Below are 25,363 nucleotides of genomic sequence, written 5' to 3' on the forward strand. Positions count from 1 at the left end.
GTAAGTTATTGATAATTAGAAAAATGTATTTTTGATAATTGTTATTAAGTATGATATATTTATTAAAAAAAACGCATGACCATCTTTAAAAAAATATTTCCAGATCCATTACTTTTTTATCTACTTATTTCACTTATCCTAGCATATTTTTTACCTGAACTTAGCGATATTAGTTTTAAAGAGTATAATCTTCAAAATATTATTGACATTGGGGTTATGGCTGTATTCTTTTTTTATGGATTAAAATTGAAATGGAATGAAGTTTTTAGAGATTTAAAAAACTGGAAATTACATGTAAGAATCCAAGCTATTACATTCTGCCTTTTTCCTATATTAGGATTATTATTCTATCCGATTACCTTGATTAATGAAAATTTCTATCTATTATTTTTAGCTATTTTCTATTTATGCTGTCTACCTAGCACCGTTTCTTCTTCAGTTGTTATGGTTTCTATGGCACATGGGAACGTTACATCAGCAATATTTAATGCTAGCTTATCAGGGTTATTAGGGATTGTAATTACGCCATTATTAATGAGCTTCTTTATTAGACAAAATGGTGATGTAGATTCTTTTCAAATTTTTTTAGATTTAATTATAAGCGTAATTCTTCCAGTAGTATTAGGCGCTTTGTGTAAACCATTTTTAGGTAAATTCTATGAAAAATATAAAAATGTATTTAGTAATATAGATAAGCTTACTATCGTTTTAATTGTATACGTTAGTTTTAGCCATACTTTTCATAATGGTTTGATAACAAGTGTTGGATATTTTAATTTGTTCCTTACAATTGTATGTGTAGTTTCATTATTTATATTTGTATTTTACTTTATACAATATTTAAATAATGCATTCTGGAAATATAAAAAATCAGATTTCATTACACTTCAATTTTGTGGTACGAAGAAATCTCTAGTACATGGCTCTGTAATGGCTGGAATTATTTTTGGTAAAGAAATAGGATTTATATTATTGCCAATCATGATTTACCATACTTTTCAATTAATGTTTATAAGTTATAAAGCTTCTCAATATGCTAAAAAAATGGAGTAGCTGGGGTATTATATTTTTTGTTCAAATAGTATGGTGGACATTTTTACATAATTTTGATACATTAAATTCAGTATGGTTTAATGTAATAACGGCAAATTATAACCAAGTAATATATCATTTAAGTGCTAAAATTTCTTGGCCTATTGGAGAATTTTTATACCTAAGTGTAATAATAATTCTTTTATCTTGGATATACAAATGTATTAAGGTAAGGACAATTTCATATTTTCTAAAATCCTCATTTATAATATTATCATGTATACTTTTCTTGTATAAATCTGTATGGGGAATTACATATTATAAAGATAATTTTAAAATTGATAAACCTAAATATATAATTGAGGTTGATAATCTTAAATTGCTTTATTGCAGTACGTTAAGTAAATCTATACTTGATAGAAATAGTCTTCAGTTAAACGAAAAAGAATATGTTAAGTTTAATTTTAGCGAGGTAGATTATTTGAATGATTTCCAAAAAAATCAGTATTTGCTACAGCAAGAAAAATGGATTAATAATTATATTATAATAGAACAACCTGTTGTTAAACATTCATATATCTCAAACTTACTTAATTATTCTGGAATACTAGGGTATTATAATCCGTTTACAATTGAAAGTAATATTAATTTTCACAATACACAATTGAAAACCCCAAGTACAATTTTTCATGAATTGGCACACCAAATGGGATTTGCATCTGAGAGTGAAGCAAATTTTATTGCATATTATTTAGGTAGCAAATCAAATTTAGCGGAAGTAAGGTATGCAGTAAATTATAAATTGATTTTTTCACTTTTAAGTGAAATCTCTAAATATGATTCCCAATTTGTAAAAAAGGAAATGGAAAATCTACCCTTGGGTATAAAGACAGATAGAGAATATGAACTTAGTTATTATACACAATTTGATGGTAAAACAAATGAAATATTTTCAAATTTTAATGATCAATTTCTGAAAGCAAATAACCAAGAAGGCACGATATCATATTCTAAATATATTGAATTGGTTTATTATTATCATTTTATAAAATAAAAAAAAGGTGAATTATTAAATTCACCTTTTTTTATAATTATGTATATGATTACAGAACGTATTTATCTTTATAAATGATTGCTGATTTCACTTTATAATTTCCATCCTCATCAGCTTCTGTTAAAACTAAAATTGGATAATACTCCCCACTTGGTAACGGTTTAGTAATATTAGTAGTTATAGATGTATTTTTAAGCTCAGAAGATTTAGAGATAGGTTTAATATCTACATTTAATAATTCGTAACCTTCAACGTTTGCATAATTGCTTGGTTCAGTTTCTGAGAAATAAACCATCAATTTTAATTTTTTAGTATCTTCAGCTGTACGATTCTGAATACTATTATTCACTCCATCAATTTTAACTGATAATGCTGCAAAATCAACTTCTAATTTCCAGTCACCTGTTAATACAATCTGATTTGGAACATATGCTAAGCTTAGAGAACTTTTAACAGTAGAATAGATGTTAGATAATGTATTATCAGCTTTCTCGCCATTTAATAAATAATTTGTGCTAGTTTCATCAACTAATCTAAATTTGTTATCAACATATCTAAGTGTGTTATCTAAAATTTTATAATTTATAACAGAACCTTTAAGTTTATCTCTTAAAACTATAACTGTATTATATGAACCTGGAGCTAAATTTTCAATATCTTTTTGACTGAAAACTATTCTTAAATTATTATAACTAGTTTTATTACCATCAATTTGACCTAACGCAGTAACACGCGATAATTTATTTGGTAATTCATTTATAGAATACTTTGTTTGTGTAGGAACAAAAAAAACAGATAACTCTAAATCATTACTTCTAGAAGTAGAATTATTCATTATTTGAGAACCATTGATAACATAAGAATTATTCATATCATCACTTTTAATTCCCCAATTCCCTCGAAACTCATACTGTTGATTAAAAGAAGATGAATCATCCTTAATTACTACCGTATGTTGTGAATAAGAGTAGCTGGCTGAAATAAGTAAAGCGGATAACAATATTTTTTTAAAGCTGTTCATAGGTTTTCATTTAAAGTATTTGTACAAAAATAACATAATTTTAGATACTATAATAATTATTAAGTTAAGAATATACAGTTTTTTTTACCCAATTATAGTGAGAATGAAATAGGTAGTTGTAAAGTTTTCATAATTTTGTAATAGAAAATAAGCAAAATGAGAATAAAAATAAATGAAATTGATCAATTTGATCAATTGATACATGATGATTCAACAAAGTTTGAAAGTGTTACAGTATTTGATCGAAACGGTTTAGCTCCAGTTTCTAAGAATAATTTATTTGGTCTTATTAATGGAGAAGGTGACGTAATTATTCCATTCGAATATCAGTCTATTGTGATGTCTACCATAAATGCATATAGTGTTTCCAAAGATGATAAATGGGGATTTGTAACTAAGTCAAATCAAATAATTATTCCAATTATTTATGATTTAACTTCAGATTTTATTGAAAATTTATGCGCTGTAAAAAAAGATAATAAATGGGGGTTTATTGATTTATTAAATACTGAAATAATTCCATTTGATTACGATGGATGTACAGATTTTAGAGCTGGAATAGCGGGTGTTGTTAAAAATGATAAATGGGGTGTAATTGATAAAGAAAATAATCTTAAAATTGACTTTCAATATGAATATTTAACTCCAGTTGATCATCAATATTTAACATTTGGGAAAGCTACTACAATAAAAATTGAACGTCCAGATATATTAGCTTATTTTCCTTATTTCTTGTCAAAAGATAATTATTTAATGAATTTTGGCCTGGTTTCTATCGAAAATAATATCATTTTAGAAGCAGTTTCTGAATTACCCGTTTTAGAAAGTTATGATGGAAAGCCTGTTGTTCGACAAAATTATCAGCAAGGTTACTTAAATGATAATAATGAGTTTGTTCCATTTGAACAATTTGAAATTGATCCATATGAAGAAAAAATTCTTAAACAAATAGGAGTGATGAAATAACTAATAATATAAAAAAGGAGTTTTTTAAACTCCTTTTTTATATTGCATATGTTCGTGATTTTCACTCATCAATCTTTTTTCTCCTACAACTTTAAATCCTTTCGACTCATATAATTTTTTTGCTTTAGGATTTGTAAAATCGACTAATAAACCTAACACTTTATCTTGTTTATTTGCAACTTCTTCAATTAAGTAATCTAAAATATAATTTCCGAAACCTTTACCACGAAATTCTGGGAAAATACTAATAGTGTCAATATAAATTTCGCCTTCTTCAGTTTCATTTTCTGGTTGTATATCTTGGTTATATACGGTAGATAATACTTCTAAGACTGGTTTTCTTAATTCATCTAATTTTGCACCATCATATATTGTGAAACTCCCAGCGATTTCATTATCATAAAGTAAAACGCTACAGTTTTGATAACTATATTGATTTGCTTCTTTTTCAATTAAAGTTCTTAAAAAATATTTTGCCTTATCTTCATTTTTTTCTCCAATAAATTCGAATGCAATATCTCTCATTGCAAAAAGCATTAATTCAGAAATGATTGCGGCATCTTCTATTTTGGCTTTACGTATTTCGATCACAGTATGTTTTATTTAAAAATAAAAGCCCTGAAATATTAATTTCAGGGCTTTTATAAAATTATAAAGCTTAATTATTTAATTTTAGCTTTTTCTAATGTATTATTAATTCCCTGTTTTGCATCCTCAGCAGCCTTGTTAACTCCTTCTTTAGCATCCTGCGCAGCTTGGTTTACGTCTTCCTTAGCATCTTTAGCAGCAGCATTTACATCTTCCTTCACATTTTGTGCTTTTTGATCAATTTTATTTGCTGCATCATTTACCCCTTCTTTCACATCATTAGCTGCACCTTTTACTGCTGTTTTTGTGTTTTCCCATGCAACGTTAGCATTGTCTAATGCTTTTCTCGCTGTTTCTTCAGCGGCTTTATCACCTTTTGCAATAGCTTCATCTAAATCCTTCTGTGCTTGGTCTACCTTAGCCTTAGCTTCCGCTTCGTCTACATAAACACCGTCAACTTCTGTTGTTTCTACTACTGCAATTGTATCGCTATCTGAGTCTGTAACAACAGTTTTATTCGTTTCAGTTTTACAAGAAGTTGCAAATGCTAAACCAGCTACAGCAACAGCTACGAATAATTTTTTCATAATCAAAGTTTTTTTAGTTTATAATATATTGGTTTAAAGTAAAAACAATAATTAAACCACTTTTTGTGATAAGTAGTTTATATTTTAATTTAAATGTAAGTAATTCCTACTAATTATAGGAAATATAGTATAAATTTTAACACATTAATTATATATTTCTATAATCCGATCATTTCCAGATATATCTTTGTGTAAAATAGCATGTTCATAATATCTAAGAAACATTTCCTGCGTTTCTTTCCCTAAATATTGGTTAATTTCACAAAAAATTTTACCATCGTTATTTAGATGTAACTTTCCAAATTGAGCCACTTTTTTATAAAAAACTAAAGGATCATCATTAGAAACAAATAATGCTAAATGAGGTTCGTGTTGTAGCACATTTATATGCATTTCTTTTTTCTCTAAATCTCGGATATAAGGAGGGTTAGAGATGATTAAATCATATTTATAATCAAGTTGAAAATCTTCTAATAAGTCTTGATGTATAAATTTTACATCAGTTTTTAAATTTTCATTATTTTCTTTTGCAATTTTTAATGCTTCGGTAGAAATATCAATTGCCTGTACATTTGCTGTAGGGTATAATTTATTTAAGGTAATAGGAATACAACCTGATCCTGTTCCTAGATCAATTATTTTTAGAGGTAGATTATTTTTGTATTTTTCAGTAATTAAATAGATTAATTCTTCCGTTTCTGGACGTGGAATTAAAGTATGTTCGTTAACCTTAAAGAAATAATCATAAAAAAATGCATATCCAACAACTTGTTGTATTGGTTTTCCAGATTTTAATTCCGATAAATCTTTTTCGAAATGAGGAGTTTTAAATTCAATTTTATCATCATTAAATAAAAATGAATCTAAAATATTTAATCTTATTTCAATATAATATCTAAAGATTGCTTCAATTTCATCGTCATTATATAAAGTATTTAACTCTTGATATAAACTGTTTTTTATTCCTTTTATCGTCATGCGACAAAGATACATTTATCCCGATAAAACACTAGATTTTCAATTTGTAAAAAAATAAAAACATAGTGCTAATACTTCGCTTAAGGAATTAAGATTTTATTTGGCTCAAAACAAAAGAGAATTCATTAAATTTGCTTTTCGATGGAAAAAGATATAAGTAAATTAGATCCTAAAAAATATATTCTGATTAAAGGAGCCAAGCTTCATAATCTGAAAAATATTGATGTTGCTATACCTAAAAATAAGCTAATAGTTATAACTGGAATGTCTGGTTCTGGTAAATCGACATTAGCTTTTGATACATTGTATGCAGAAGGTCAGCGTCGATATGTAGAAAGTTTATCATCTTATGCAAGACAATTTTTAGGTAAGTTAAATAAACCTCAAGTAGATTATATTCATGGAATAGCTCCAGCTATTGCAATACAACAGAAGGTGAATTCTACAAATCCTAGATCTACTGTTGGTACTTCTACAGAAATTTATGATTATCTAAAGTTATTATATGCTCGTATTGGTAAAACTTATTCTCCAATTACAGGGGAATTGGTTCAGAAAGATTCGGTAACAGATGTAATTGACTTTATGAAAACATATCCTGCAGAGTCTAAATTTATACTTGGAATTGATTTAATTATTCCAGAGGAAAGAACATTTGTAGAACATCTTAGTATACTTCAACAACAAGGGTTTACTCGTTTATCTATAGATGGAAATCAAGTTAAAATAGAAGATTTAATTTCGTTTAACTTTGATCCACAACCTGACAATAAAGTTTCATTACTTATTGATCGTATTTCTATTCCACAAGAAGCTGAAGATTCTTTTTTTCATAGGTTAGCTGATTCTATTGAAACGGCTTTTTTTGAAGGCAAAGGGAATATTAAACTTCTCCATGTAGATGAAAAAGTAATTAAAAATTTCTCTAATAAGTTTGAAGCAGATGGGATGATTTTTAATGAACCAAATACGCATTTTTTTAGCTTTAATAATCCTTATGGTGCTTGTCCTACTTGCGAAGGTTACGGGAAGATTATAGGAATAGATGAAGATTTAGTAATTCCAAATAAATCTCTTTCTATATATGAGGATGCTATTGCAGCGTGGAAAGGCGATAAAATGAGTGAATGGAAAAACTTCTTTTTGAAAGCAGCTACTAAAGTTGACTTTCCTATTCATAAACCTTATTATGAATTATCCGAAGATCAAAAAGATTTTCTATGGAGAGGAAACTCAAGTTGGGAAGGTCTAGATGGATTTTTCAAAATGGTAGAGCAAAATACATATAAAATTCAATATCGTGTTATGTTATCGCGCTATCGTGGTAAAACTATTTGTCCTACGTGTAAAGGTCGTAGACTACGATTAGAGACTAATTATGTCAAAATTAATGACAAAGCTATCTCAGAATTAGTTGATCTTCCTTTAAATGAATTAAACGAATTTTTTCAGTCTATTGTTTTTTCTGATTTTGATCGTCAAGTTGCTAATCGAATAATTTACGAAATAGGTTCTCGCCTACAATTTTTATTAGATGTAGGGCTAGATTATTTATCTCTAAATAGAGCATCTAACACCTTATCAGGTGGTGAATCGCAACGTATTAATTTAGCAACTTCTTTAGGAAGTAGTTTGGTAGGATCTATGTATATCTTAGATGAGCCATCTATTGGTTTACACTCAAAAGACACAGAGCGTTTTGTAACAATTTTACATCGCTTACGTGACCTAGGAAATACAGTAATTGTAGTAGAACATGATGAAGATATCATGAAAGCTGCTGATTATATAATTGATATTGGTCCAGAAGCAGGTACAAATGGAGGAGAAGTTGTTTTCCAAGGTACGTATGAAGAGCTATTAAAAGCAGATACTTTAACGGGTAAATATCTAAATCAAAAACTTGAAATAGAAATTCCAAATAAACGAATAAAGCCTAAAAATTTTCTTAAGATTATAGGTGCGAGAGAAAATAACTTGAAAAATATTGATGTTAAATTTCCTCTTAATATGTTAACTGTTATTACAGGTGTATCAGGTTCTGGGAAGTCAACATTAATGAAAGATATACTAACGCCAGCTTTAGAACGTCATTTTGAAATTTATGGGAATAGAATAGGGGAAAGTGATGGACTAATTGGTGATTTAGCTCAATTAAAAGGGATTGAATTAATTGATCAAAATCCAATTGGTAAATCTTCTCGTTCCAACCCTGTAACATATGTAAAAGCTTATGATGATATCCGTAATTTATTTGCGGTACAAAAAGCAAGTAAACTAAATGGATTTCAAGCAAAGCACTTCTCGTTTAACGTAGATGGCGGCCGATGTGACGCTTGTAAAGGCGAAGGAACCATTACAATCGAAATGCAATTTATGGCTGATGTAGATTTAGTTTGTGAAGAATGTAATGGTGATAGGTTTAAGAAATCTGTATTAGAAATAAAATACCAAGATCTTTCTATTTCAGATGTTTTAAATCTTACAATAGATGAAGCAATTGAATTTTTCAATACTCATGCTCAGAAAAAAATAGTAGATAAACTTAAACCTTTACAAGATGTAGGATTAGGTTACGTTAAACTTGGACAATCTTCTAGTACATTATCCGGAGGTGAAGCACAACGTGTAAAATTAGCTTATTTCTTAACTAAAGGAGAAACAGCTGACAAAACGTTATTTATTTTTGATGAACCATCTACAGGATTACATTTTCATGATATCAAAAAATTAATAAAAGCTTTGCGAGCTTTGATAGATTTAGGTCATTCTGTTTTTGTTATTGAGCATAATATGGATATCATAAAAGTTGCAGATTGGATTATAGATTTAGGTCCTGAAGGAGGAAAACATGGAGGTAAGTTAGTCGCAGAAGGTACACCGGAAGATATTATAAAAATTAAAGAATCTTTTACAGGTCAGTTTCTGAAAGAGAAGTTAATATAAAATAAAAATGTCACTCTTTATAGAGTGACATTTTTATTTATTCAGCAATTAATTTATCTAATAATTGATTGATTTCTGTATCATTCCAATCTCTTGTTTTTGTTTCTTTTAAAACAATTTCGCCTTTCTTATTTAAAATATAAGTTGTCGGAAAAACGTGTGGTAGCATATTTACAGAAATTGGACTATTAGGTTCATAGACCGGCATAGTATAATTATTTTTTTCTAAAAAAGCTGTAAATGTTTTTGGTTTATCTTGTATAGTGACAAGTACAAATTTTACATTTTTTCCTTTAGAAGTGTATAAGCTTTGTATGGTAGGCATTTCTTGTACGCAAGGTGGGCACCAACTTCCCCAGAAGTTAATAAATACAACTTCCCCAGAATTTTTAAAATCTAATAAGTTTGTATCTTTAGCACCATTATATCCTATTAAATCAATATCAAAATCACTGTCTGATAATTTATCATCTCTTACACCAACCAAGTGATCTTCACCTTCTAACAGGTTTTTTATTTTTGTTCCGATAGGTGTAAACATAATAGCTATTAATCCAATGATGACAACTACTGCCAAAATGATTTGTTTATCTTTTTTCATTTATAAAATTTATAAAATTACATTGTCTTTTGTCTGAACAAAGATGAAAACAAAATTTAGATTCAACAAATATTATCTTATCAATTCGATTGTAGGCCTAATACCATAAAGTTTTTTGTATTAGTTTTAGCTAAAATATTTTTTCTATGTGTATCAACAGTAAGTTTGCTCAGATGAAGCTTTTCTGAAATTTGAAGACTTGTATATCCTTTCATAATTAATTCAAAAATTTCATTTTCACGCTTTGTTAAATTAAATCGATTTTCAAGCTGTACATATCTATTTGTCAGTTTATCAAAAATTTTAAAATCATCCTTTTCTCTAGGTTGATGATAATCGATTAATTCATGAAATACAATTGCTCTTGTCATGCTTCCTTGGTCATTAACTTCTAATGCGTGATAGCTTTGTTGGACGCGTATATAGTACCCATAAGTTGTTTTGGTACGATAAGAATATGTAGTAATAAAGCGCTGTAGCTCGCTCACCGTAAGTTTGCGTGTGAATTCTATACCTTTCTTTTCGCAGGCAATAACATAATCATAATCCTCCGGATGAAGAAAATTAATAATTTCTACAAAGGTGTAATCTTCCTTACTATAACCCAATATTTCTTTGAAACTATCGCTTGTATATAATATTTCATTTGTAATACAATTATAAATAAAATAGTAACTTTTATTGATTTGTGGCCTTGTTTCTTTAGCAACATTATTTGGAAATTTTAGCCAAAAATCCCAATCAGATCTTATTTTAGATTTGTTCGTCATTTACTGTAGTTGTATCATATACAAATATATATATAAATATTATTTTAAGTGATTTTAAGTATTTATAATAACTAAATGTAGACTAACAGATATAAAAAAAGAGGATATTAATCCTCTTGCTCTTTTATATTTAATGCATATTCATTGATAGAATCTAATATTTCAAGAATGATATCCTGACCATTATTTTCATTATAATAACGTTGTAAATCTTCATGGAAATCATCTTTTGAATATTTATCAGGATCTTGCTTAAAGCGATTTGTAAAAATCATAGCTTGTGAAGGTCGTGGACCAAATCTAAATGCTTCTTCACCCTCTGGCGTTACACCAATAATAATTGGTATAGATAAAGATCCGTTTGTATTATATTCTTCCATAAGATCTAAATTTTCATCTCTAAAAACAATTTTAGATTCTATATTTAGAGTGTTAGCTAATATATCAACTACAGGAACAATCTGTGAAGCATCACCACACCATCCTTCAGAAATAATTAAAAACTTTAAATCTGTTTTGATAGATTTTATTCTTTTCTCTAAACCTTGATTATATTTAAAAGTCTTTCTTATTCTTCTTGTGCGCTGTAAACCTATTGCATAATATTTTACCAACTCTTTTGGATCGTCTAATTCAATTTGTTCTTCTAATTCATCTTCAATGCGTTCAAGATAATCTTCAAAACTATATCCTTTTTGGATAAAATCTAATAATGTCATGCCTTCTAAATATTTTCACAAATATAGTTCTTTTTTAAGCAATAGGTTTGTTTCTGATATGACATTGTTTGTCGCTAAAATTAATTAAATTCGCAATATAAAGTCTATTTCATGTATCGTAATCCACTAAAGAAAACCATCGAATATTTAAAAGGTTGTGGGCCTGAAAGAGCGAAAACGCTTCAGGCTGAATTAGGTATTTTTAGATATGAAGATGTATTGAACCACTTTCCATTTCGTTACATTGATCGTTCTAAATATTATACGATACGGGAAATTCGATCTACTGCGGCAGAAATTCAGTTAAAAGGCCAAATAATTTCTGTAAATGAAATTAAAATGGGTAAAGTGAGTCGATTAGTTGCAAAATTCCAGGACGGAACTGGTACTCTTGAACTAGTTTGGTTTAAAGCAACTAAATGGCAACGAGATAAATTACAAAATGATCTTTTCAAAGAAGTAGTAATTTATGGGAAACTAAATGAATTTAATGGGAATTATAGCATCATACATCCAGAAGTAGACACAGTCGAAGATGCTAAGAAACTCCCTATGGGATTGTTTCCTGTTTATCCAAGTACAGAAAAACTACAGAAACGAGGAATTTCAAATAGAGTCATTCAAAAAATGGTTTCTTCTATTTTTGACGAAAATATTAAAATTGAGGAAAACATTCCCCAAAATTTGGTTTCGCACTTCAAAATGATGTCACGCGAAGAAGCATACCGAACTATTCATTTTCCTAATAACTTAGATGATTTAAAACGAGCTGAAAATAGATTAAAGTTTGAAGAATTCTTTTTCTTGAATTTAAGTATGCTTTCTAAAAAAATCCAAAACAAAGCAAAAAATCAATCGCATGCTTTCCCAGTTATAGGCAACTACTTCAATAAGTTCTATAATGAGCATATGCCGTTTGAATTAACAGGAGCCCAAAAACGTGTCATTAAAGAAATCCGTTTAGACTTGAAACAACCAGCGCAAATGAATCGACTTTTACAAGGTGATGTTGGTTCTGGGAAAACTATGGTTGCTTTGCTGAGTATGCTAATTTCATTGGATAATGGATTTCAAGCAGCATTAATAGCTCCAACAGAAATTCTTGCTCAACAACATTACAATAGTATTGTAGAAATGCTAGGTGATATGAATGTTGAGGTAGCTTTACTAACAGGATCTGTGACTAAGAAAAAACGCGAACCAATCCATGAAAATTTATTATCAGGAAAACTACAAATAATTATAGGTACACACGCTTTACTGGAAGATACTGTTCAGTTTCATAATTTAGGATTATCAATTATTGATGAACAACATCGCTTTGGGGTTGCTCAACGCGCTAAATTTTGGCGTAAAGCAAAACTTCCTCCACATATTTTAGTAATGACTGCTACACCAATTCCGAGAACGTTGTCTATGACAATGTATGGAGATTTAGATGTTTCGGTTATTGATGAGTTGCCATTAGGAAGAAAACCAATTAAAACAATTTCTAAAACTGATGCTAATAGGTTACAGCTTTTTGGATTTATGCGAAACGAAATTGAAAAAGGACGCCAGATTTATATCGTATATCCTTTAATTGAAGAATCTGAAAAACTCGATTTAAAAGATTTAATGGACGGCTTTGAAAGTATCTCGCGTGAATTTCCTTTGCCCAAATATGCTGTAGGTATTGTTCACGGAAAACAAAAGCCGGCTGATAAGGAATTTGAGATGCAACGTTTTAAACGTGGTGAAACTCAAATTTTAGTAGCAACTACAGTTATTGAAGTTGGCGTTAATGTTCCAAATGCATCTGTAATGATTATTGAAAATTCGGAACGTTTTGGCTTATCTCAATTACACCAATTAAGAGGTAGGGTAGGTCGAGGAGCAGAACAATCGTATTGTATTTTGATGGTTGGCGGTAAACTAAATCCTATTAGTAAGCGTAGAATTGAATCCATGTGTGAAACAAATGATGGATTTAAATTAGCTGAAATTGATTTAGAATTGCGCGGACCTGGTGAGATGATGGGCACGCAGCAAAGTGGTGTTTTGAATTTTAAAATTGCTGATTTAACAAAAGATAAAAAAATTTTAAAAGCGGCAAGAACTTGTGTAGAACATATTTTAAAACTCGATCCTACGATGTCATTACCAGTTCATTTAAATATGAAAAATTACTTTATAGAAAACCTTAAAGAAAAAGTTGGTTGGAGCCAAATTTCTTGAAAAATCACATTTTAAGTTTAATAAATTTATTTTGGCATAATTAATGATTTATTAGAATTTGTGTGACTAAATGTACTATTAATACATAGTTTTGATATTGATATATTTAGTTAAGATGAATAATTAACATTTTAATAATTAATTAACAAATATTTAAATTTATGATGCGTTACTACAACATTAACAACATTCATTCTTTACAAGGAGTAGAGATAGAAGGAAATTCATTATGGTATTTTAATCATCATCAAAATTTGATGGTATTAGAAAATAATAACAGTATAACATCTAAACCTACTCAGATTTTCCAAAGAGCAAGATAAAAAAGAGGTTATGAAAAATTTAATTTAATAGCTAACAATTTGATAATTGTTAGCTATTTTTTATTAAAAACTGTTTAATATTATTTGTTTTATTGATTAAAAAATAAATTATTCTAATAATTTATAAAAATCTGTATGTAATGCATTTAGATTCAGTTATTATAAATTTTTATTATAAGTTATAGATATTATAGATTTGACTTATAGTTGTAAGGCGTGTACATTTGTCCTGTTTTAATAAATGACACACAATATATAACTATAATTATGATAAAAAGAAGTTTATTATTAGGTTTAGCATTCTTATCTACAGTAGGATTCGCTCAGCAATTGACAACTAATACTGGTACTCCAGTAGGAGATAACCAAAACTCTAAAACGATTGGGAACAATGGACAGGTTTTATTAGAGGATATTCATTTAATTGAAAAATTAGCTGCTTTTGACAGAGAACGTATTCCTGAACGCGTAGTTCATGCTCGCGGAGCTGGAGCATTTGGTGAATTTGTAGCTTCAGCCGATTTTTCTGATGTAACTTCAGCTGATTTCTTATCTCAAGCAGGTAAAAAAACACCATTAATGGTGCGTTTTTCAACTGTAACTCACCAACAAGGTTCTCCAGAGACTTACCGTGATCCACGTGGATTTGCTGTTAAATTCTATACAGAACAAGGGAACTATGATATTGTAGGGAATAATTTACCTGTATTTTTCATTCGTGACGCCATCAAATTCCCTGATATGGTTCACGCATTCAAACCATCTCCAATCACAAATGGAGCTTCTGATGCAAACCGTGTATTTGATTTCTTCTCAAATCTACCAGAGTCAACACATATGTTAACTTGGTTATTTTCTGATTATGGTATTCCTGCGAATTACCGTCAAATGGAAGGTAATGGTGTACACGCTTATAAATGGGTGAATGCAAATGGTGAGGTTACTTACGTTAAATACAAATGGGTTCCTCAACAAGAAGTGAAAAATTTAACGCAAGAAGAAGCAAACAAAATTCAATCATCAGCTATAGAACATGCTACTTTAGATTTACGTAACGAAATTGAAAAAGGAAACTTCCCTAAATGGGATTTATACGTTCAAATGTTGAAAAAAGAAGATTTTGACGCTTTAGATTTCAATCCAGTTGATGTAACTAAAATTTGGCCAGAATCAGTTGCAAAATCAGTTAAAGTGGGAACAATGACTTTAAATGAAAATCCAACAAATTATTTCCAACAAGTTGAACAAGCTGCTTTTGCTCCTTCAAACTTAGTTCCTGGAATTGAACCATCTGAAGATAAATTATTACAAGGTCGTTTATTTTCTTATGCAGATACTCAACGTCACCGTTTAACTGGAAACTATCAACAAATCCCTGTAAACCAAGCAAAATCTTCAGTGAAAACTTATAACCAAGATGGGTATATGTCTATTCGTGAACAAAAAGGAGATGTGAACTATCAACCATCTACTAATGTGCCTGAAGTGAAAGAGAATGTGAAATTTAAATATTCTAAATCTGTTTTTCCAGCTGGTACAACTACAACACAGCATGTAATTGATAAAGAAAATAACTTTGTACAAGCAGGTGATTTATATAAATCATTCTCTAAAAAAGACCAAGATAACTTAATCAAAAACTTATCTGGAGCTTTAAATTCAGTGAAAAATAAAGTTATCGTTCACAAAATGATTGCACACTTCTATCAAGCAAATACGGAGTATGGTACACGTTTAATGAAAGCGACAAATACTTCAATGGAAGATGTTAAACAATATTTACCAAAATAATTTCTAATGGATTGGAGTCGATTGAGTTCGGCTCCATGACTTTCAAAAAAATATCAAAACAATGAAAAAATTAATTTTAACTTGTGCTTTAGTATTAGCTTTTAATGTAGCAAATGCACAGGATTTATTCGATGCAGCTCGATCAAATAATACTTCTCAAATTGAAAAATTAATCACTGATGGTGTTGATATTAATCAAGCAAATACGAGAGGTTATACACCTTTAATATTAGCAGTTTACAGCAATAACAAAGAAGCTGTACAATTACTTTTAAAAAATGGTGCAAATCCGAATGCCCAAGATTCTTCAGGAAATAATGCTTTAATGGGTGCAGCATTTAGAGGTTATCCAGAAATGGTCGATATTTTAATAGCCAACAAAGCGGATGTTAATCAAGTTAATTATAGTGGTGCATCTCCATTAATCTTCGCTGCAACCTTTGGACAAGTTGAAATTACAAAGAAATTAATTGCAGCAGGAATTGATGAATCTATCAAAGATAATACAGGTAAAACTGCGAAAGACCATGCAATATTGCAAGGAAACGAAGCTATTTTAGTGCTTTTAAAATAATTTAAAAGCGCTAGGCTTTTTAATGGATAGTGCATTTTTTTCTTTCAATCTTATTTCAAATTATAATTACCATTAAACCAAATAGTTATTTTTTAGATTGATTTTTAATTACTGAATCCTTCAAAAAATCGGCATTTAGATTGTTGATTTTTTTGAATATGTGTATCTTTAAACTAAGGAAAGAAAATTCTTGACCGATTATACTTAAACAGAATATAAATTCGTTCATATGGCTACTCCCACGGTAATAACGCAAGAACAACTTGAGCGTGAAAATATAGAGATTACGAGACGTTACAAAGAAATGTTGAAAAACACTTATGTAACGTTATCAGATGATGACAAAAAATTAATTCGTAAGGCTTTTGATTTAGCAGTCGAAGCACATAAAGATCAACGCCGTAAAACTGGGGAACCATATATTTACCATCCAATTGCTGTTGCAAAAATTGTTGCTGATGAAATAGGTTTGGGTGCTACTTCTATTGCAGCTGCATTAATGCATGACGTAGTAGAAGATACGGAGTATACACTAGATGATTTAGAAAAATTATTTGGAAAAAAAATAGCTAAAATTATTGATGGTTTAACGAAAATAGCTATACTTAATAAGCAAGATGTTTCCATACAATCTGAAAATTATAAAAAACTATTACTTACTTTATCTGAGGATGTTCGTGTTATTTTAATAAAAATAGCTGATCGTTTGCATAATATGCGAACCTTGGAAAGTATGCGAGAGGATAAACAGCTTAAGATTGCGTCAGAGACGATATTCATATATGCACCTTTAGCTCATAGGATGGGATTGTATAACATTAAATCTGAATTAGAAGATTTAAGTTTACGTTATACTAAACCAGATGATTATTATGCTATAGATCGTAAATTAACTGAAACTAAAGAGGAACGAGTTAATTACATTAATAATTTTGTAAGCACTCTTCAGGATAAATTAAATGAAGAAGGTTTAGAGTTCGAAATTAAAGGAAGGACAAAATCCATCAATTCTATTTACCGTAAAATGGTAAAGCAAGGAATACCTTTTGAGGAAGTATTTGATTTATTTGCTATTCGAATTATTTACAGATCTGATCGTAAGAATGAAAAATTCCTTGCTTGGAAAATTTATTCAATGGTAACGGATTTATATATTCCAAATCCAAAACGAATGCGGGATTGGATTACTCAACCTAAATCTACTGGTTATGAGTCGCTTCATGTTACAGTTATGGGGCCTCTTGCTCGTTGGATTGAAGTTCAAATTCGTTCAGAACGTATGGATGAGGTTGCGGAAATGGGTATTGCTGCGCATTATAAGTATAAAGAAAATATAAGTGAAGATGACACGAAAGTTGATGAATGGATACATCAGGTTCGTGAAATGTTGGAGCAAGAAGATACAAAGGATGCCATTGAATTTATGGATAATTTTAAATTCAATTTGTATTCAAAAGAGATTTATGTTTTTACTCCAAAAGGAGATTTACATTCTTTGCCTAAAGGTGCAAGTTCCTTAGATTTTGCCTATGCTATTCACTCCAATGTTGGAGATCACTGTTTGGGTGCTAAAGTAAATGGAAAACTATATCCATTATCATATAAATTACAATCAGGTGATTTAGTTGAAATCATCACCTCATCACAACAAAAGCCAAAACTGGAATGGTTAGAATATGCTATTACGAGTAAAGCAAGAAGTAAAATTAAAGCTTCTCTAAATTCAGATAAACGTAAAATAGCAGAAGAAGGTAAAGAAGTATTAATTCGTAAATTAAGACATTTAAAAGTTGATTTTTCTGAACAAACAGTTAATCAGTTACAACAATTTTTTAAATTAACATCCAGTTTAGATGTATTTTATAATGTTGCAACTGGTGTTATCGATAATGCGGATCTAAGACAATATGCTGACCGAAATTCCGGTTTTACAGGACTTTTTAATCGTTTTAGAAAATCTACTTTTCCTACTCCAAAACCAAAGGTTGAACAGCCACTCGTAGATAAAACAAAACTTGATAGTTTAGTATTTGGTAACGACGAAGAACGTTTGGATTATGAAATTGCATCTTGTTGTAATCCTATTCCTGGAGATAAGGTTTTTGGATTTATTACAGTTTCTAAAGGTATAAAAGTACATAAGGTAGATTGTCCTAATTCAATTTCTTTACAAGCTAATTATGCCTACCGTATTATCAAAGCAAAATGGATTGATTCTTCACAGCGTGAATTTAAGGCACTTATAGAATTACAAGGTATTGATCGTTCAGGTATGGTAAGTGATATAACACTTGTTGTATCAAAAAATAATTCATTGAATATGCATAGTATAAATCTTTCTGAAGAAGCTGGGATTTTTGATGGTAAAATAACAGTATCTGTTAAAAATAAGCATCAACTTGAGGAGGTAATGAAAGAACTTCAAAATATTGAAGGCATACAAACGGTTAAGAGAACGTATAAAAACTAGAATCTAAACCTAATAAATAATAAAAAGTTCAACATGTTTTGTTGGACTTTTTTCGTTGGGACTAGTAATAAAGGCACAAAGTTAAAGAAATATTTTAGATAATATCCTATCATTTCAGTTAAGAAAAACAACAAATCATTATTAATTTTACACTCCGAAAACAAACAAAACAAACACAATGAACGCAAAAAATTATAATCCAATTGAAGAAGTTTTAGAACTTATTAAAGCTAAAGGAGGTTGGGTTAATAGTCACTCTCATTTAGATCGCGCTTATTCTTTAACAGCTGATACATTTGCTTTATCAAATTCCTATCTAAAAGAAAAATGGCATTTAGTAGATGATATGAAACGTAAATCGTCTGTAGATGATATCTATTTCCGTATGGAAAAAGCAATTACATTTATGTTAGAGCAAGGTGCTCAGGCTATTGGATCTTTTATAGACTGTGATGAGGTTATTGAGGATCGCTCAATTTTAGCAGCAACTCGCCTTAAAGAAAACTATGGAAAAGATATAGAAATACGATTTGCAAACCAAGTTTTAAAAGGTGTGATTGATCCTGCTGCGCGAAAATGGTTTGATTTATCATCGGATTTTGTTGATATCATCGGAGGATTACCAGCTAAAGATTTTGGTAAAGAAGATGAACATTTAGATATATTACTAACTACAGCAAAAGCTAAAAATAAATTAGTTCACGTTCATGTAGATCAATTCAATACAGACGAAGAGATTGAAACGGAACAATTAGCACGCAAAACGATAGAGCATGGAATGCAAGGTAAAGTCTCAGCAGTTCATTCAATTTCAGTTGCAGCTCATCCAAGAAAATATCGTTATGAATTATATGAATTAATAAAACAAGCCGATATGCACATTATTTCTTGTCCAACAGCTTGGATTGATCATAATCGTACTGAGCGATTAGCTCCTTCACATAATTCAATAACTCCTGTTGATGAAATGATTCCAAGAGGAATTAATGTTGCATTTGGAACTGACAATATTAATGATATTTATAAACCTTTTTCAGACGGTCATTTATTAACTGAATTGCGCGTAATGCTAGAATCTTGTCATTTTTATGATGTGGAAAAATTAGCAGAAATTGCAACAGACAATGGACTTAAAGCTTTAGGAATTCAAAAATAAAATGTATATTTATACAATAATTCAAAAATCTCGCACCTGCGGGATTTTTTTTGGAAAAACGTTAAACAAAAGAAAGCCATGAAATTAAAGGTAATTAATGAGACATCAAAACTAAAATCAGTCGTTTTAGGTAGAGCAGAATCTAATGGAGCTATTCCTACTTTGGAAGAAACTTTTGACGCAAAATCTTATGAAACGGTTATGAATAATGATTTTCCGGATGAAGTTGATTTGATAAGTGAAATGGCAGAATTTGAAAAAGTTTTAAAAAAATATGATGTAGAAGTTCTTCGTCCAGAATTGATTGAAAATTGTAATCAAGTTTTTTCTAGAGATGTAGGTTTTGTAATAGAAGATGAGTTTTTCGTTTCAAATATAATTCCTGATCGCGAACCTGAATTACAGGCTTACGATAATATTAGAGAAAGATTCAAAGGAAATAAAATTACAAATCTGCAAGAGAATATTTTTGTAGAAGGTGGTGACGTTATTTTATACAATGATTATATTTTTATTGGAACATATAATCAACCCGATTTCAAGAATTTTAAAACAGGAAGAACAAACATTGAATTTGTTGAATTCATAAAAGAAAAATTTCCCAACAAAAAAGTTCTGAATTTTGATTTAAAGAAAGATGATACTAATCCATATGAAGGAATTTTACATTTGGATTGCACATTTCAGCCTGTTGGAAATGATAAAGCAATAATTTATCGTGATGGATTCCTATTTGAAAAGGATTTTCAAACAATTGTTAATATCTTTGGAGAAGAAAATATTTTTGAAGTAACAAAAGAAGAAATGTATTGGATGAGTCCAAATGTATTTTCAATTTCGCCAGAAGTTGTTGTTTCTGAAAAGAATTTTATGAGATTAAATAATCATTTAGAAAATGTTTGGGGAATAAAAGTAGAGCCAATCAATTATAGAAATATTTCTAAAATGGGAGGGTTACTTCGTTGTTCCACAATGCCTTTAGTTAGAGAATAAAAATGAGAAGACAACAATATACAAATACGATTTTGATGGTGGAACCTGTAAATTTTAATTACAATCCACAAACAGCAGTAAATAATTATTTTCAGAATCAGGTAGATGATGCAGCTGAAAAAATTCAGCAAGAAGCTCTAGAAGAATTTAGAACAATGGTTTCAACATTACGTTCTAAAGGAATTAATGTTTTAACCATTAAAGATACCTTAACTCCACATACGCCAGATTCTATTTTTCCGAATAATTGGATTTCATTTCATGAAGATGGTACAGTTGTGATGTATCCTATGTATGCTGAAAATAGAAGGCTAGAACGTAGGGAAGAGGATGTTTTAGAATTTTTAGAGGAAAAGGGATTTAACATAATTGATGTGTTAGATTTTTCATCTGCCGAAGAAGATGAAATTTTTTTAGAAGGTACAGGAAGTATTATTTTAGACCGTGTTAATGATTTAGCATACGCAGCAATTTCTCAGAGAACAGATGAGGATTTGTTTATCGAATTTTGCGAGGAATTAGAATATACACCTGTAATTTTTACTGCGAACCAAACAGTTAATGGAGAGCGTTTACCAATTTATCATACCAATGTAATGATGTGTATTGCCGATAAATACGCAATTATTTGTCTTAATACAATTGATGATAAAAAGGAAAGAAAAAATGTAGTCGAAAATTTAAAAGATTACGGAAAAGAAATTATTGCGATAACAGAGGAGCAAATACACAAGTTTGCCGGAAATATGTTGCAAGTAGGGGGAATGGGACAATCTTATCTTGTCATGTCACAAACTGCCTATGATTCTTTAACATCTGAACAAATTGAAGCTATTGAAAAATATAATCCGATTTTACCTGTTAAAATTGATATGATTGAAAAACTAGGAGGAGGATCAGCTCGTTGTATGATGGCGGAAGTTTTCTTACCAAAAATATAGTTTAACTAATTTTATAAAAAAAAGCGTTCATAGAGAACGTTTTTTTTTTACTTATAATTTTATTTGTATTTATTATATTGTTTTAAAGAATCTTGATATTGCTTATCCAACATTTTATACATATCAGGTTGATTTTGTAAAACACCATAATATCGATTTCTTTCTTTCTGAAAATAAGCAACCTGTTTAGAAATTACTTTTCGGTAAGCTTCTTTGTCCTTACTTTTTCTACGATTCAGCTCTTCGATATTCTTTCTTATTTTTCTTGTATACAGTTCAGATAAATTCCAAATAAATTGATATTCTTTCAAAAGTTCATCATGCTTTACAGACATCCATGATTGATTTGGATCCATTTTATTATAAACTTTATAGATCGGAAGTTGGCCAGTTTCTTCTGTAATAGTCCAACTGATTTTTGTAGCTAATTCACCTTGAACTCCTTTTGAACTTTTTGTTTTACCTTTAAAATCATTGAAAGTCAATTTTTTCTCAGACCAATCAATTGATTTCTCTTTCTTTGGTGTTTGATCTATAATATTTGAAAAAGAAATAGTATTTAAAATTAAATATGCTAAAGTAACAATCATTCTTTATTTGTATAAAAGTAAATATAAGATAATATCAATTACAAAATCTAAAATTTCTAAATTTTAATATTTATAAAACATCAGATAATAGGTCTAAACGCATGCCGTGTGACCCTTTTATAAGGATAGAGTCTGTATATTTAAAATTGGATTTAACATAATTAGTGAATTCTTCCTTATTTTCAAGTTTTATTATATTATTAGATTGAATATCAGTATTTTGAAAATGTTTTCCTAACAAATAAATGTACTCAAAACCATAATCTAAAGCAAGTCTAGCAATGTTATTATGCTCTAAATCAGATGTTTCGCCAAGTTCAAACATATCTCCAAGAATTACAGTTTTTGTACCTTTAAAAGTAGAAAAGTTTTTCAATGAAGCTTCCATACTAGATGGGTTTGCATTATAGGCATCCATTATAATCTTATATCCTTCTTTTTCAATGATTTGAGAACGATTATTTGTCGGTGTATATTTTTCTATGCCATTTTTTATTTCATCAATAGATAATCCAAAATGTTTTCCAATTGCAATAGCACAAGAAATATTACTAAAGTTATATGATCCTGTTAAATTTGTTTGGATTTTTACTCCGTCAACAGCAACAGCAATATAATCAGAATCTGAAGAAGCAGGAGCAATGATATATTTTCCACTTTCAGTTCCGAATGAGATAATATCAATATCTTCAGTTTTCTCAACTTGAATAGGATCTTGTAAATTAATAAAAGCTGTTCTATGATTATTTCTTAAATAATCATATAATTCTGATTTACCTTTAATTACACCTTCGTATCCACCAAATCCTTCTAGATGTGCTTTCCCAAAATTTGTTATATACCCAAAATTTGGTTGAGCAATAGAGCAAAGTAATTCAATCTCTTTTTGGTGATTAGCACCCATCTCAATAACAGCAATTTCAGTATCATCGGGAATTGATAAAATTGTTAACGGTACACCAATATGATTATTTAAATTTCCATAAGTAAAATGTACTTTAAACTTTTCTTTTAGAGTAGCAGCTATCAATTCTTTAGTAGTTGTTTTACCATTAGAACCTGTTAAACCAATGAAAGGAATTTTTAAATAATTACGGTAAGCGCGTGCTAAATCTTGTAATGCAAAAAGTGCATCATCTACATAAAAAATATTTTTATTTTGATTCTCATATTTTTTTTCATCAACAATAGCTGCACTTGCACCTTGCTCAATTGCTTGATTTGCAAATGAATTACCGTTGAAATTCGCACCTTTTAATGCAAAGAAAATAGAATTTTTTTCTATGTTTCTTGTATCAGTAGTTACCTTTGGATTCTTCAAAAATAACTCAAAAATAGCTGATGTATTCATGAAGTAAATTTATAAAAAAACTCGGTTCATTGAACCGAGTTTTTTAAATATAATTAAAAATAGATAATATTATCTTCTTGATCTTTTAGATTCTTTTGAACCTTTATAATCTTGCGCTACACGAAATCCTACCCAAGAAGTAGCATCTGCTTGATGCATGTATCTTCTTTGTCCAGCATCAACCCAATATATTGGATCTCTCCAAGAACCACCTTTTATTACACGAACTTCGTCCGATAATTCTGTTGTTCTTGTAGTAGCATCTTTTTGTAAAATCACTTTACCTTTATCATCTACAACAAACGTACGTATTGGAGAATTATACATATCATTTGTATTTAAATCCTCATTGTTTGTAAATTCTAAAGCAGATTTAGAATCTCCATCACGATAATTTCTATAATCTTGTGTTACTTCTTTTTTGTATGATCCAGGTAAACCTTTGTAAACTAAACGACCATTGTTTAATGTATCAAATTCAATATTACTGTCATCATATTTTACATAACCACCTTGACCATTATCGATATTTTGTTTATAAGCATTTCCGCGGAAATAATTAAAATCATTAGCTTCATCATCAATGATAGGGCGGTAAATATCAGCCGTCCATTCAGCTACATTTCCAAGCATTCCATAAATTCCATAATCGTTAGATGGGAATTTCTTTACGTCGTTTGTTATAGCAGAACCATCATTTCCAAATCCTCCAATCCCAGAATAATCTCCACGACCTTGTTTGAAATTATCTAAATATTGACCTTTATTTTTTCCTTTTTCTTGACGGAAAGTATTTTGAGATACTTCTTTGCCTTTATATTGGTTAAATTCACGATTACCCGCTAACCCTAATGCAGCATATTCCCATTCTGCTTCTGATGGTAAGCGAAATGGTTGAACATCATCAGAGCGAGTAGCTCTATTGGCATTCTGTATACGAGTATTTGTAGATTTTATTTGGTAGCTCTTTAATAATTTGGTTGAATCAATAGCTTCAGATACATTAGAATCATTCTTTTTGTATTGTTCAGTATTGAAAGTTTTTTCACCGTAATTATATTCTTCATTAGAATAATAATCCTTTGCAAGAATACCTTTATTCATTAAAGATTTTTCATTTGCACGATCAGTTAACCAATCACAATAGTTAACAGCTTGTAACCAAGTTACACCAACTACAGGATAATAGCTGAATTCTGGTGAAAACATATAATTTTCTGTAGAGAAATCATCACGAGAAAGTGTATTATTAAAAATAGATTCATCAGGTAATGCACCATTATAAATATCTTTATATAATGTTTCTTCTGGAGGAAAAACTACTTTTAACCATGTTAAGTATTCACGATATTCGTAGTTAGTTACTTCAGTTTCACCAATAAAGAAAGATTTAACTTGCATGCGAACAGGTGAATTATTCCAATCGCGCATCACGTCGTCCTTAGTAAGCCCCATAGTGAAAGATCCTCCTTCCACGTAGACCATACCTGGCCATCCTTTAACATTTTGTTTTTGTTTCCCGGAAAAAAACCATCCTTTACTGTCATTCGGGTTCCAACCTGTACGGCTTGTGAATTTTTTAGTTCCACCACCTTTTTTCTTTCCACCACCTGTAGCACAACTTACAAATGTAAGTGAAGCGGCTGCTAGTACTAAAGAAAAAATACGTCCTTTATTCATTTTCATAGAATACTT

Annotated in this window: 22 protein-coding genes; 12 read left to right on the plus strand and 10 right to left on the minus strand. The window is 29.6% G+C overall.

The features are described from left to right. Positions 1-75 precede the first annotated feature (75 nt). Both IM532_RS00100 and IM532_RS00105 read left to right on the plus strand, forming a co-directional pair. On the plus strand, positions 76-1,053 hold the full coding sequence (locus IM532_RS00100; RefSeq protein ID WP_194181407.1) for a bile acid:sodium symporter family protein: 978 nt from the start codon (positions 76-78) through the stop codon (positions 1,051-1,053). Beyond that, positions 1,034-2,086: a DUF3810 family protein gene (locus IM532_RS00105; RefSeq protein ID WP_194181408.1), complete on the plus strand. Its 1,053-nt coding sequence runs from the start codon at positions 1,034-1,036 to the stop codon at positions 2,084-2,086. The genes IM532_RS00100 and IM532_RS00105 overlap by 20 nt, the downstream gene beginning before the upstream one ends. 49 nt (positions 2,087-2,135) lie before the next feature. Here the strand turns inward: IM532_RS00105 and IM532_RS00110 are convergent, their stop codons facing one another. After that, on the minus strand, positions 2,136-3,107 hold the full coding sequence (locus IM532_RS00110) for a hypothetical protein (protein ID WP_194181409.1): 972 nt from the start codon (positions 3,105-3,107) through the stop codon (positions 2,136-2,138). Positions 3,108-3,263: 156 nt separating this feature from the next. Here IM532_RS00110 and IM532_RS00115 point away from each other — a divergent pair, with 156 nt between their 5' ends. Then, positions 3,264-4,073 (plus strand): WG repeat-containing protein, encoded by an 810-nt coding sequence (locus IM532_RS00115; protein ID WP_194181410.1) that lies wholly within the window; start codon positions 3,264-3,266, stop codon positions 4,071-4,073. Positions 4,074-4,097: 24 nt separating this feature from the next. Here IM532_RS00115 and IM532_RS00120 read toward each other — a convergent pair whose 3' ends face one another. The 3 genes from IM532_RS00120 to prmC form a co-directional block, all read right to left on the minus strand. Further along, a complete protein-coding gene (locus IM532_RS00120; protein WP_194181411.1) occupies positions 4,098-4,664 on the minus strand; it encodes a GNAT family N-acetyltransferase in 567 nt (188 codons plus the stop codon). A 71-nt stretch (positions 4,665-4,735) separates the two neighbouring features. Further along, positions 4,736-5,248 carry a hypothetical protein gene (locus IM532_RS00125; RefSeq protein WP_194181412.1) on the minus strand — a complete coding sequence of 171 codons (513 nt, stop codon included), beginning with the start codon at positions 5,246-5,248 and terminating at the stop codon, positions 4,736-4,738. A 144-nt stretch (positions 5,249-5,392) separates the two neighbouring features. Further along, positions 5,393-6,226 (minus strand): peptide chain release factor N(5)-glutamine methyltransferase, encoded by an 834-nt coding sequence (gene prmC / locus IM532_RS00130; protein ID WP_194181413.1) that lies wholly within the window; start codon positions 6,224-6,226, stop codon positions 5,393-5,395. 141 nt (positions 6,227-6,367) lie between these two features. On the opposite strand from prmC, the gene uvrA reads away from it, so the two are divergent. Further along, on the plus strand, positions 6,368-9,172 hold the full coding sequence (uvrA, locus tag IM532_RS00135; protein WP_194181414.1) for an excinuclease ABC subunit UvrA: 2,805 nt from the start codon (positions 6,368-6,370) through the stop codon (positions 9,170-9,172). Positions 9,173-9,209: 37 nt separating this feature from the next. Here uvrA and IM532_RS00140 read toward each other — a convergent pair whose 3' ends face one another. From IM532_RS00140 to IM532_RS00150, 3 genes are all read right to left on the minus strand, one after another. Next, positions 9,210-9,773, minus strand: a complete 564-nt coding sequence (locus IM532_RS00140) for a TlpA family protein disulfide reductase (protein ID WP_194181415.1) — start codon at positions 9,771-9,773, stop codon at positions 9,210-9,212. Between the two features lie 80 nt (positions 9,774-9,853). Then, a complete protein-coding gene (locus IM532_RS00145; RefSeq protein WP_194181416.1) occupies positions 9,854-10,543 on the minus strand; it encodes a LuxR C-terminal-related transcriptional regulator in 690 nt (229 codons plus the stop codon). A gap of 107 nt (positions 10,544-10,650) precedes the next feature. Beyond that, positions 10,651-11,262, minus strand: coding sequence for a thioredoxin family protein (locus IM532_RS00150; protein ID WP_194181417.1), 612 nt, complete (start codon positions 11,260-11,262; stop codon positions 10,651-10,653). 111 nt (positions 11,263-11,373) lie between these two features. On the opposite strand from IM532_RS00150, the gene recG reads away from it, so the two are divergent. The 8 genes from recG (at position 11,374) to ctlX (ending at position 21,727) form a co-directional block, all read left to right on the plus strand. Next, a complete protein-coding gene (gene recG / locus IM532_RS00155; protein ID WP_194181418.1) occupies positions 11,374-13,479 on the plus strand; it encodes an ATP-dependent DNA helicase RecG in 2,106 nt (701 codons plus the stop codon). Between the two features lie 161 nt (positions 13,480-13,640). Further along, complete coding sequence (locus IM532_RS00160) at positions 13,641-13,802, plus strand: hypothetical protein (protein ID WP_194181419.1); 162 nt, start codon at positions 13,641-13,643, stop codon at positions 13,800-13,802. Positions 13,803-14,069: 267 nt separating this feature from the next. Next, positions 14,070-15,593 carry a catalase gene (locus tag IM532_RS00165; RefSeq protein WP_194181420.1) on the plus strand — a complete coding sequence of 508 codons (1,524 nt, stop codon included), beginning with the start codon at positions 14,070-14,072 and terminating at the stop codon, positions 15,591-15,593. Between the two features lie 61 nt (positions 15,594-15,654). Continuing rightward, positions 15,655-16,167 carry an ankyrin repeat domain-containing protein gene (locus IM532_RS00170; RefSeq protein ID WP_194181421.1) on the plus strand — a complete coding sequence of 171 codons (513 nt, stop codon included), beginning with the start codon at positions 15,655-15,657 and terminating at the stop codon, positions 16,165-16,167. A gap of 229 nt (positions 16,168-16,396) precedes the next feature. Beyond that, positions 16,397-18,637 carry a RelA/SpoT family protein gene (locus IM532_RS00175; RefSeq protein ID WP_194181422.1) on the plus strand — a complete coding sequence of 747 codons (2,241 nt, stop codon included), beginning with the start codon at positions 16,397-16,399 and terminating at the stop codon, positions 18,635-18,637. 178 nt (positions 18,638-18,815) lie between these two features. Then, positions 18,816-19,793: an amidohydrolase family protein gene (locus IM532_RS00180; protein ID WP_194181423.1), complete on the plus strand. Its 978-nt coding sequence runs from the start codon at positions 18,816-18,818 to the stop codon at positions 19,791-19,793. A gap of 78 nt (positions 19,794-19,871) precedes the next feature. Then, positions 19,872-20,786 (plus strand): dimethylarginine dimethylaminohydrolase family protein, encoded by a 915-nt coding sequence (locus tag IM532_RS00185; RefSeq protein WP_194181424.1) that lies wholly within the window; start codon positions 19,872-19,874, stop codon positions 20,784-20,786. 2 nt (positions 20,787-20,788) lie between these two features. Then, positions 20,789-21,727: a citrulline utilization hydrolase CtlX gene (gene ctlX, locus IM532_RS00190; RefSeq protein ID WP_194181425.1), complete on the plus strand. Its 939-nt coding sequence runs from the start codon at positions 20,789-20,791 to the stop codon at positions 21,725-21,727. A 59-nt stretch (positions 21,728-21,786) separates the two neighbouring features. On the opposite strand, the gene IM532_RS00195 is transcribed toward ctlX, so the two are convergent. The 3 genes from IM532_RS00195 to gldJ form a co-directional block, all read right to left on the minus strand. After that, positions 21,787-22,317 carry a hypothetical protein gene (locus tag IM532_RS00195; RefSeq protein WP_194181426.1) on the minus strand — a complete coding sequence of 177 codons (531 nt, stop codon included), beginning with the start codon at positions 22,315-22,317 and terminating at the stop codon, positions 21,787-21,789. Between the two features lie 70 nt (positions 22,318-22,387). Further along, positions 22,388-23,668 (minus strand): UDP-N-acetylmuramoyl-tripeptide--D-alanyl-D-alanine ligase, encoded by a 1,281-nt coding sequence (locus IM532_RS00200; protein ID WP_194181427.1) that lies wholly within the window; start codon positions 23,666-23,668, stop codon positions 22,388-22,390. A 69-nt stretch (positions 23,669-23,737) separates the two neighbouring features. Further along, positions 23,738-25,348: a gliding motility lipoprotein GldJ gene (gene gldJ / locus IM532_RS00205; protein WP_194181912.1), complete on the minus strand. Its 1,611-nt coding sequence runs from the start codon at positions 25,346-25,348 to the stop codon at positions 23,738-23,740. Positions 25,349-25,363 lie beyond the last annotated feature (15 nt).

Source organism: Faecalibacter rhinopitheci, from assembly GCF_015234135.1.
In the GTDB taxonomy this organism is placed as follows: Bacteria; Bacteroidota; Bacteroidia; order Flavobacteriales; family Weeksellaceae; genus Empedobacter; species Empedobacter rhinopitheci.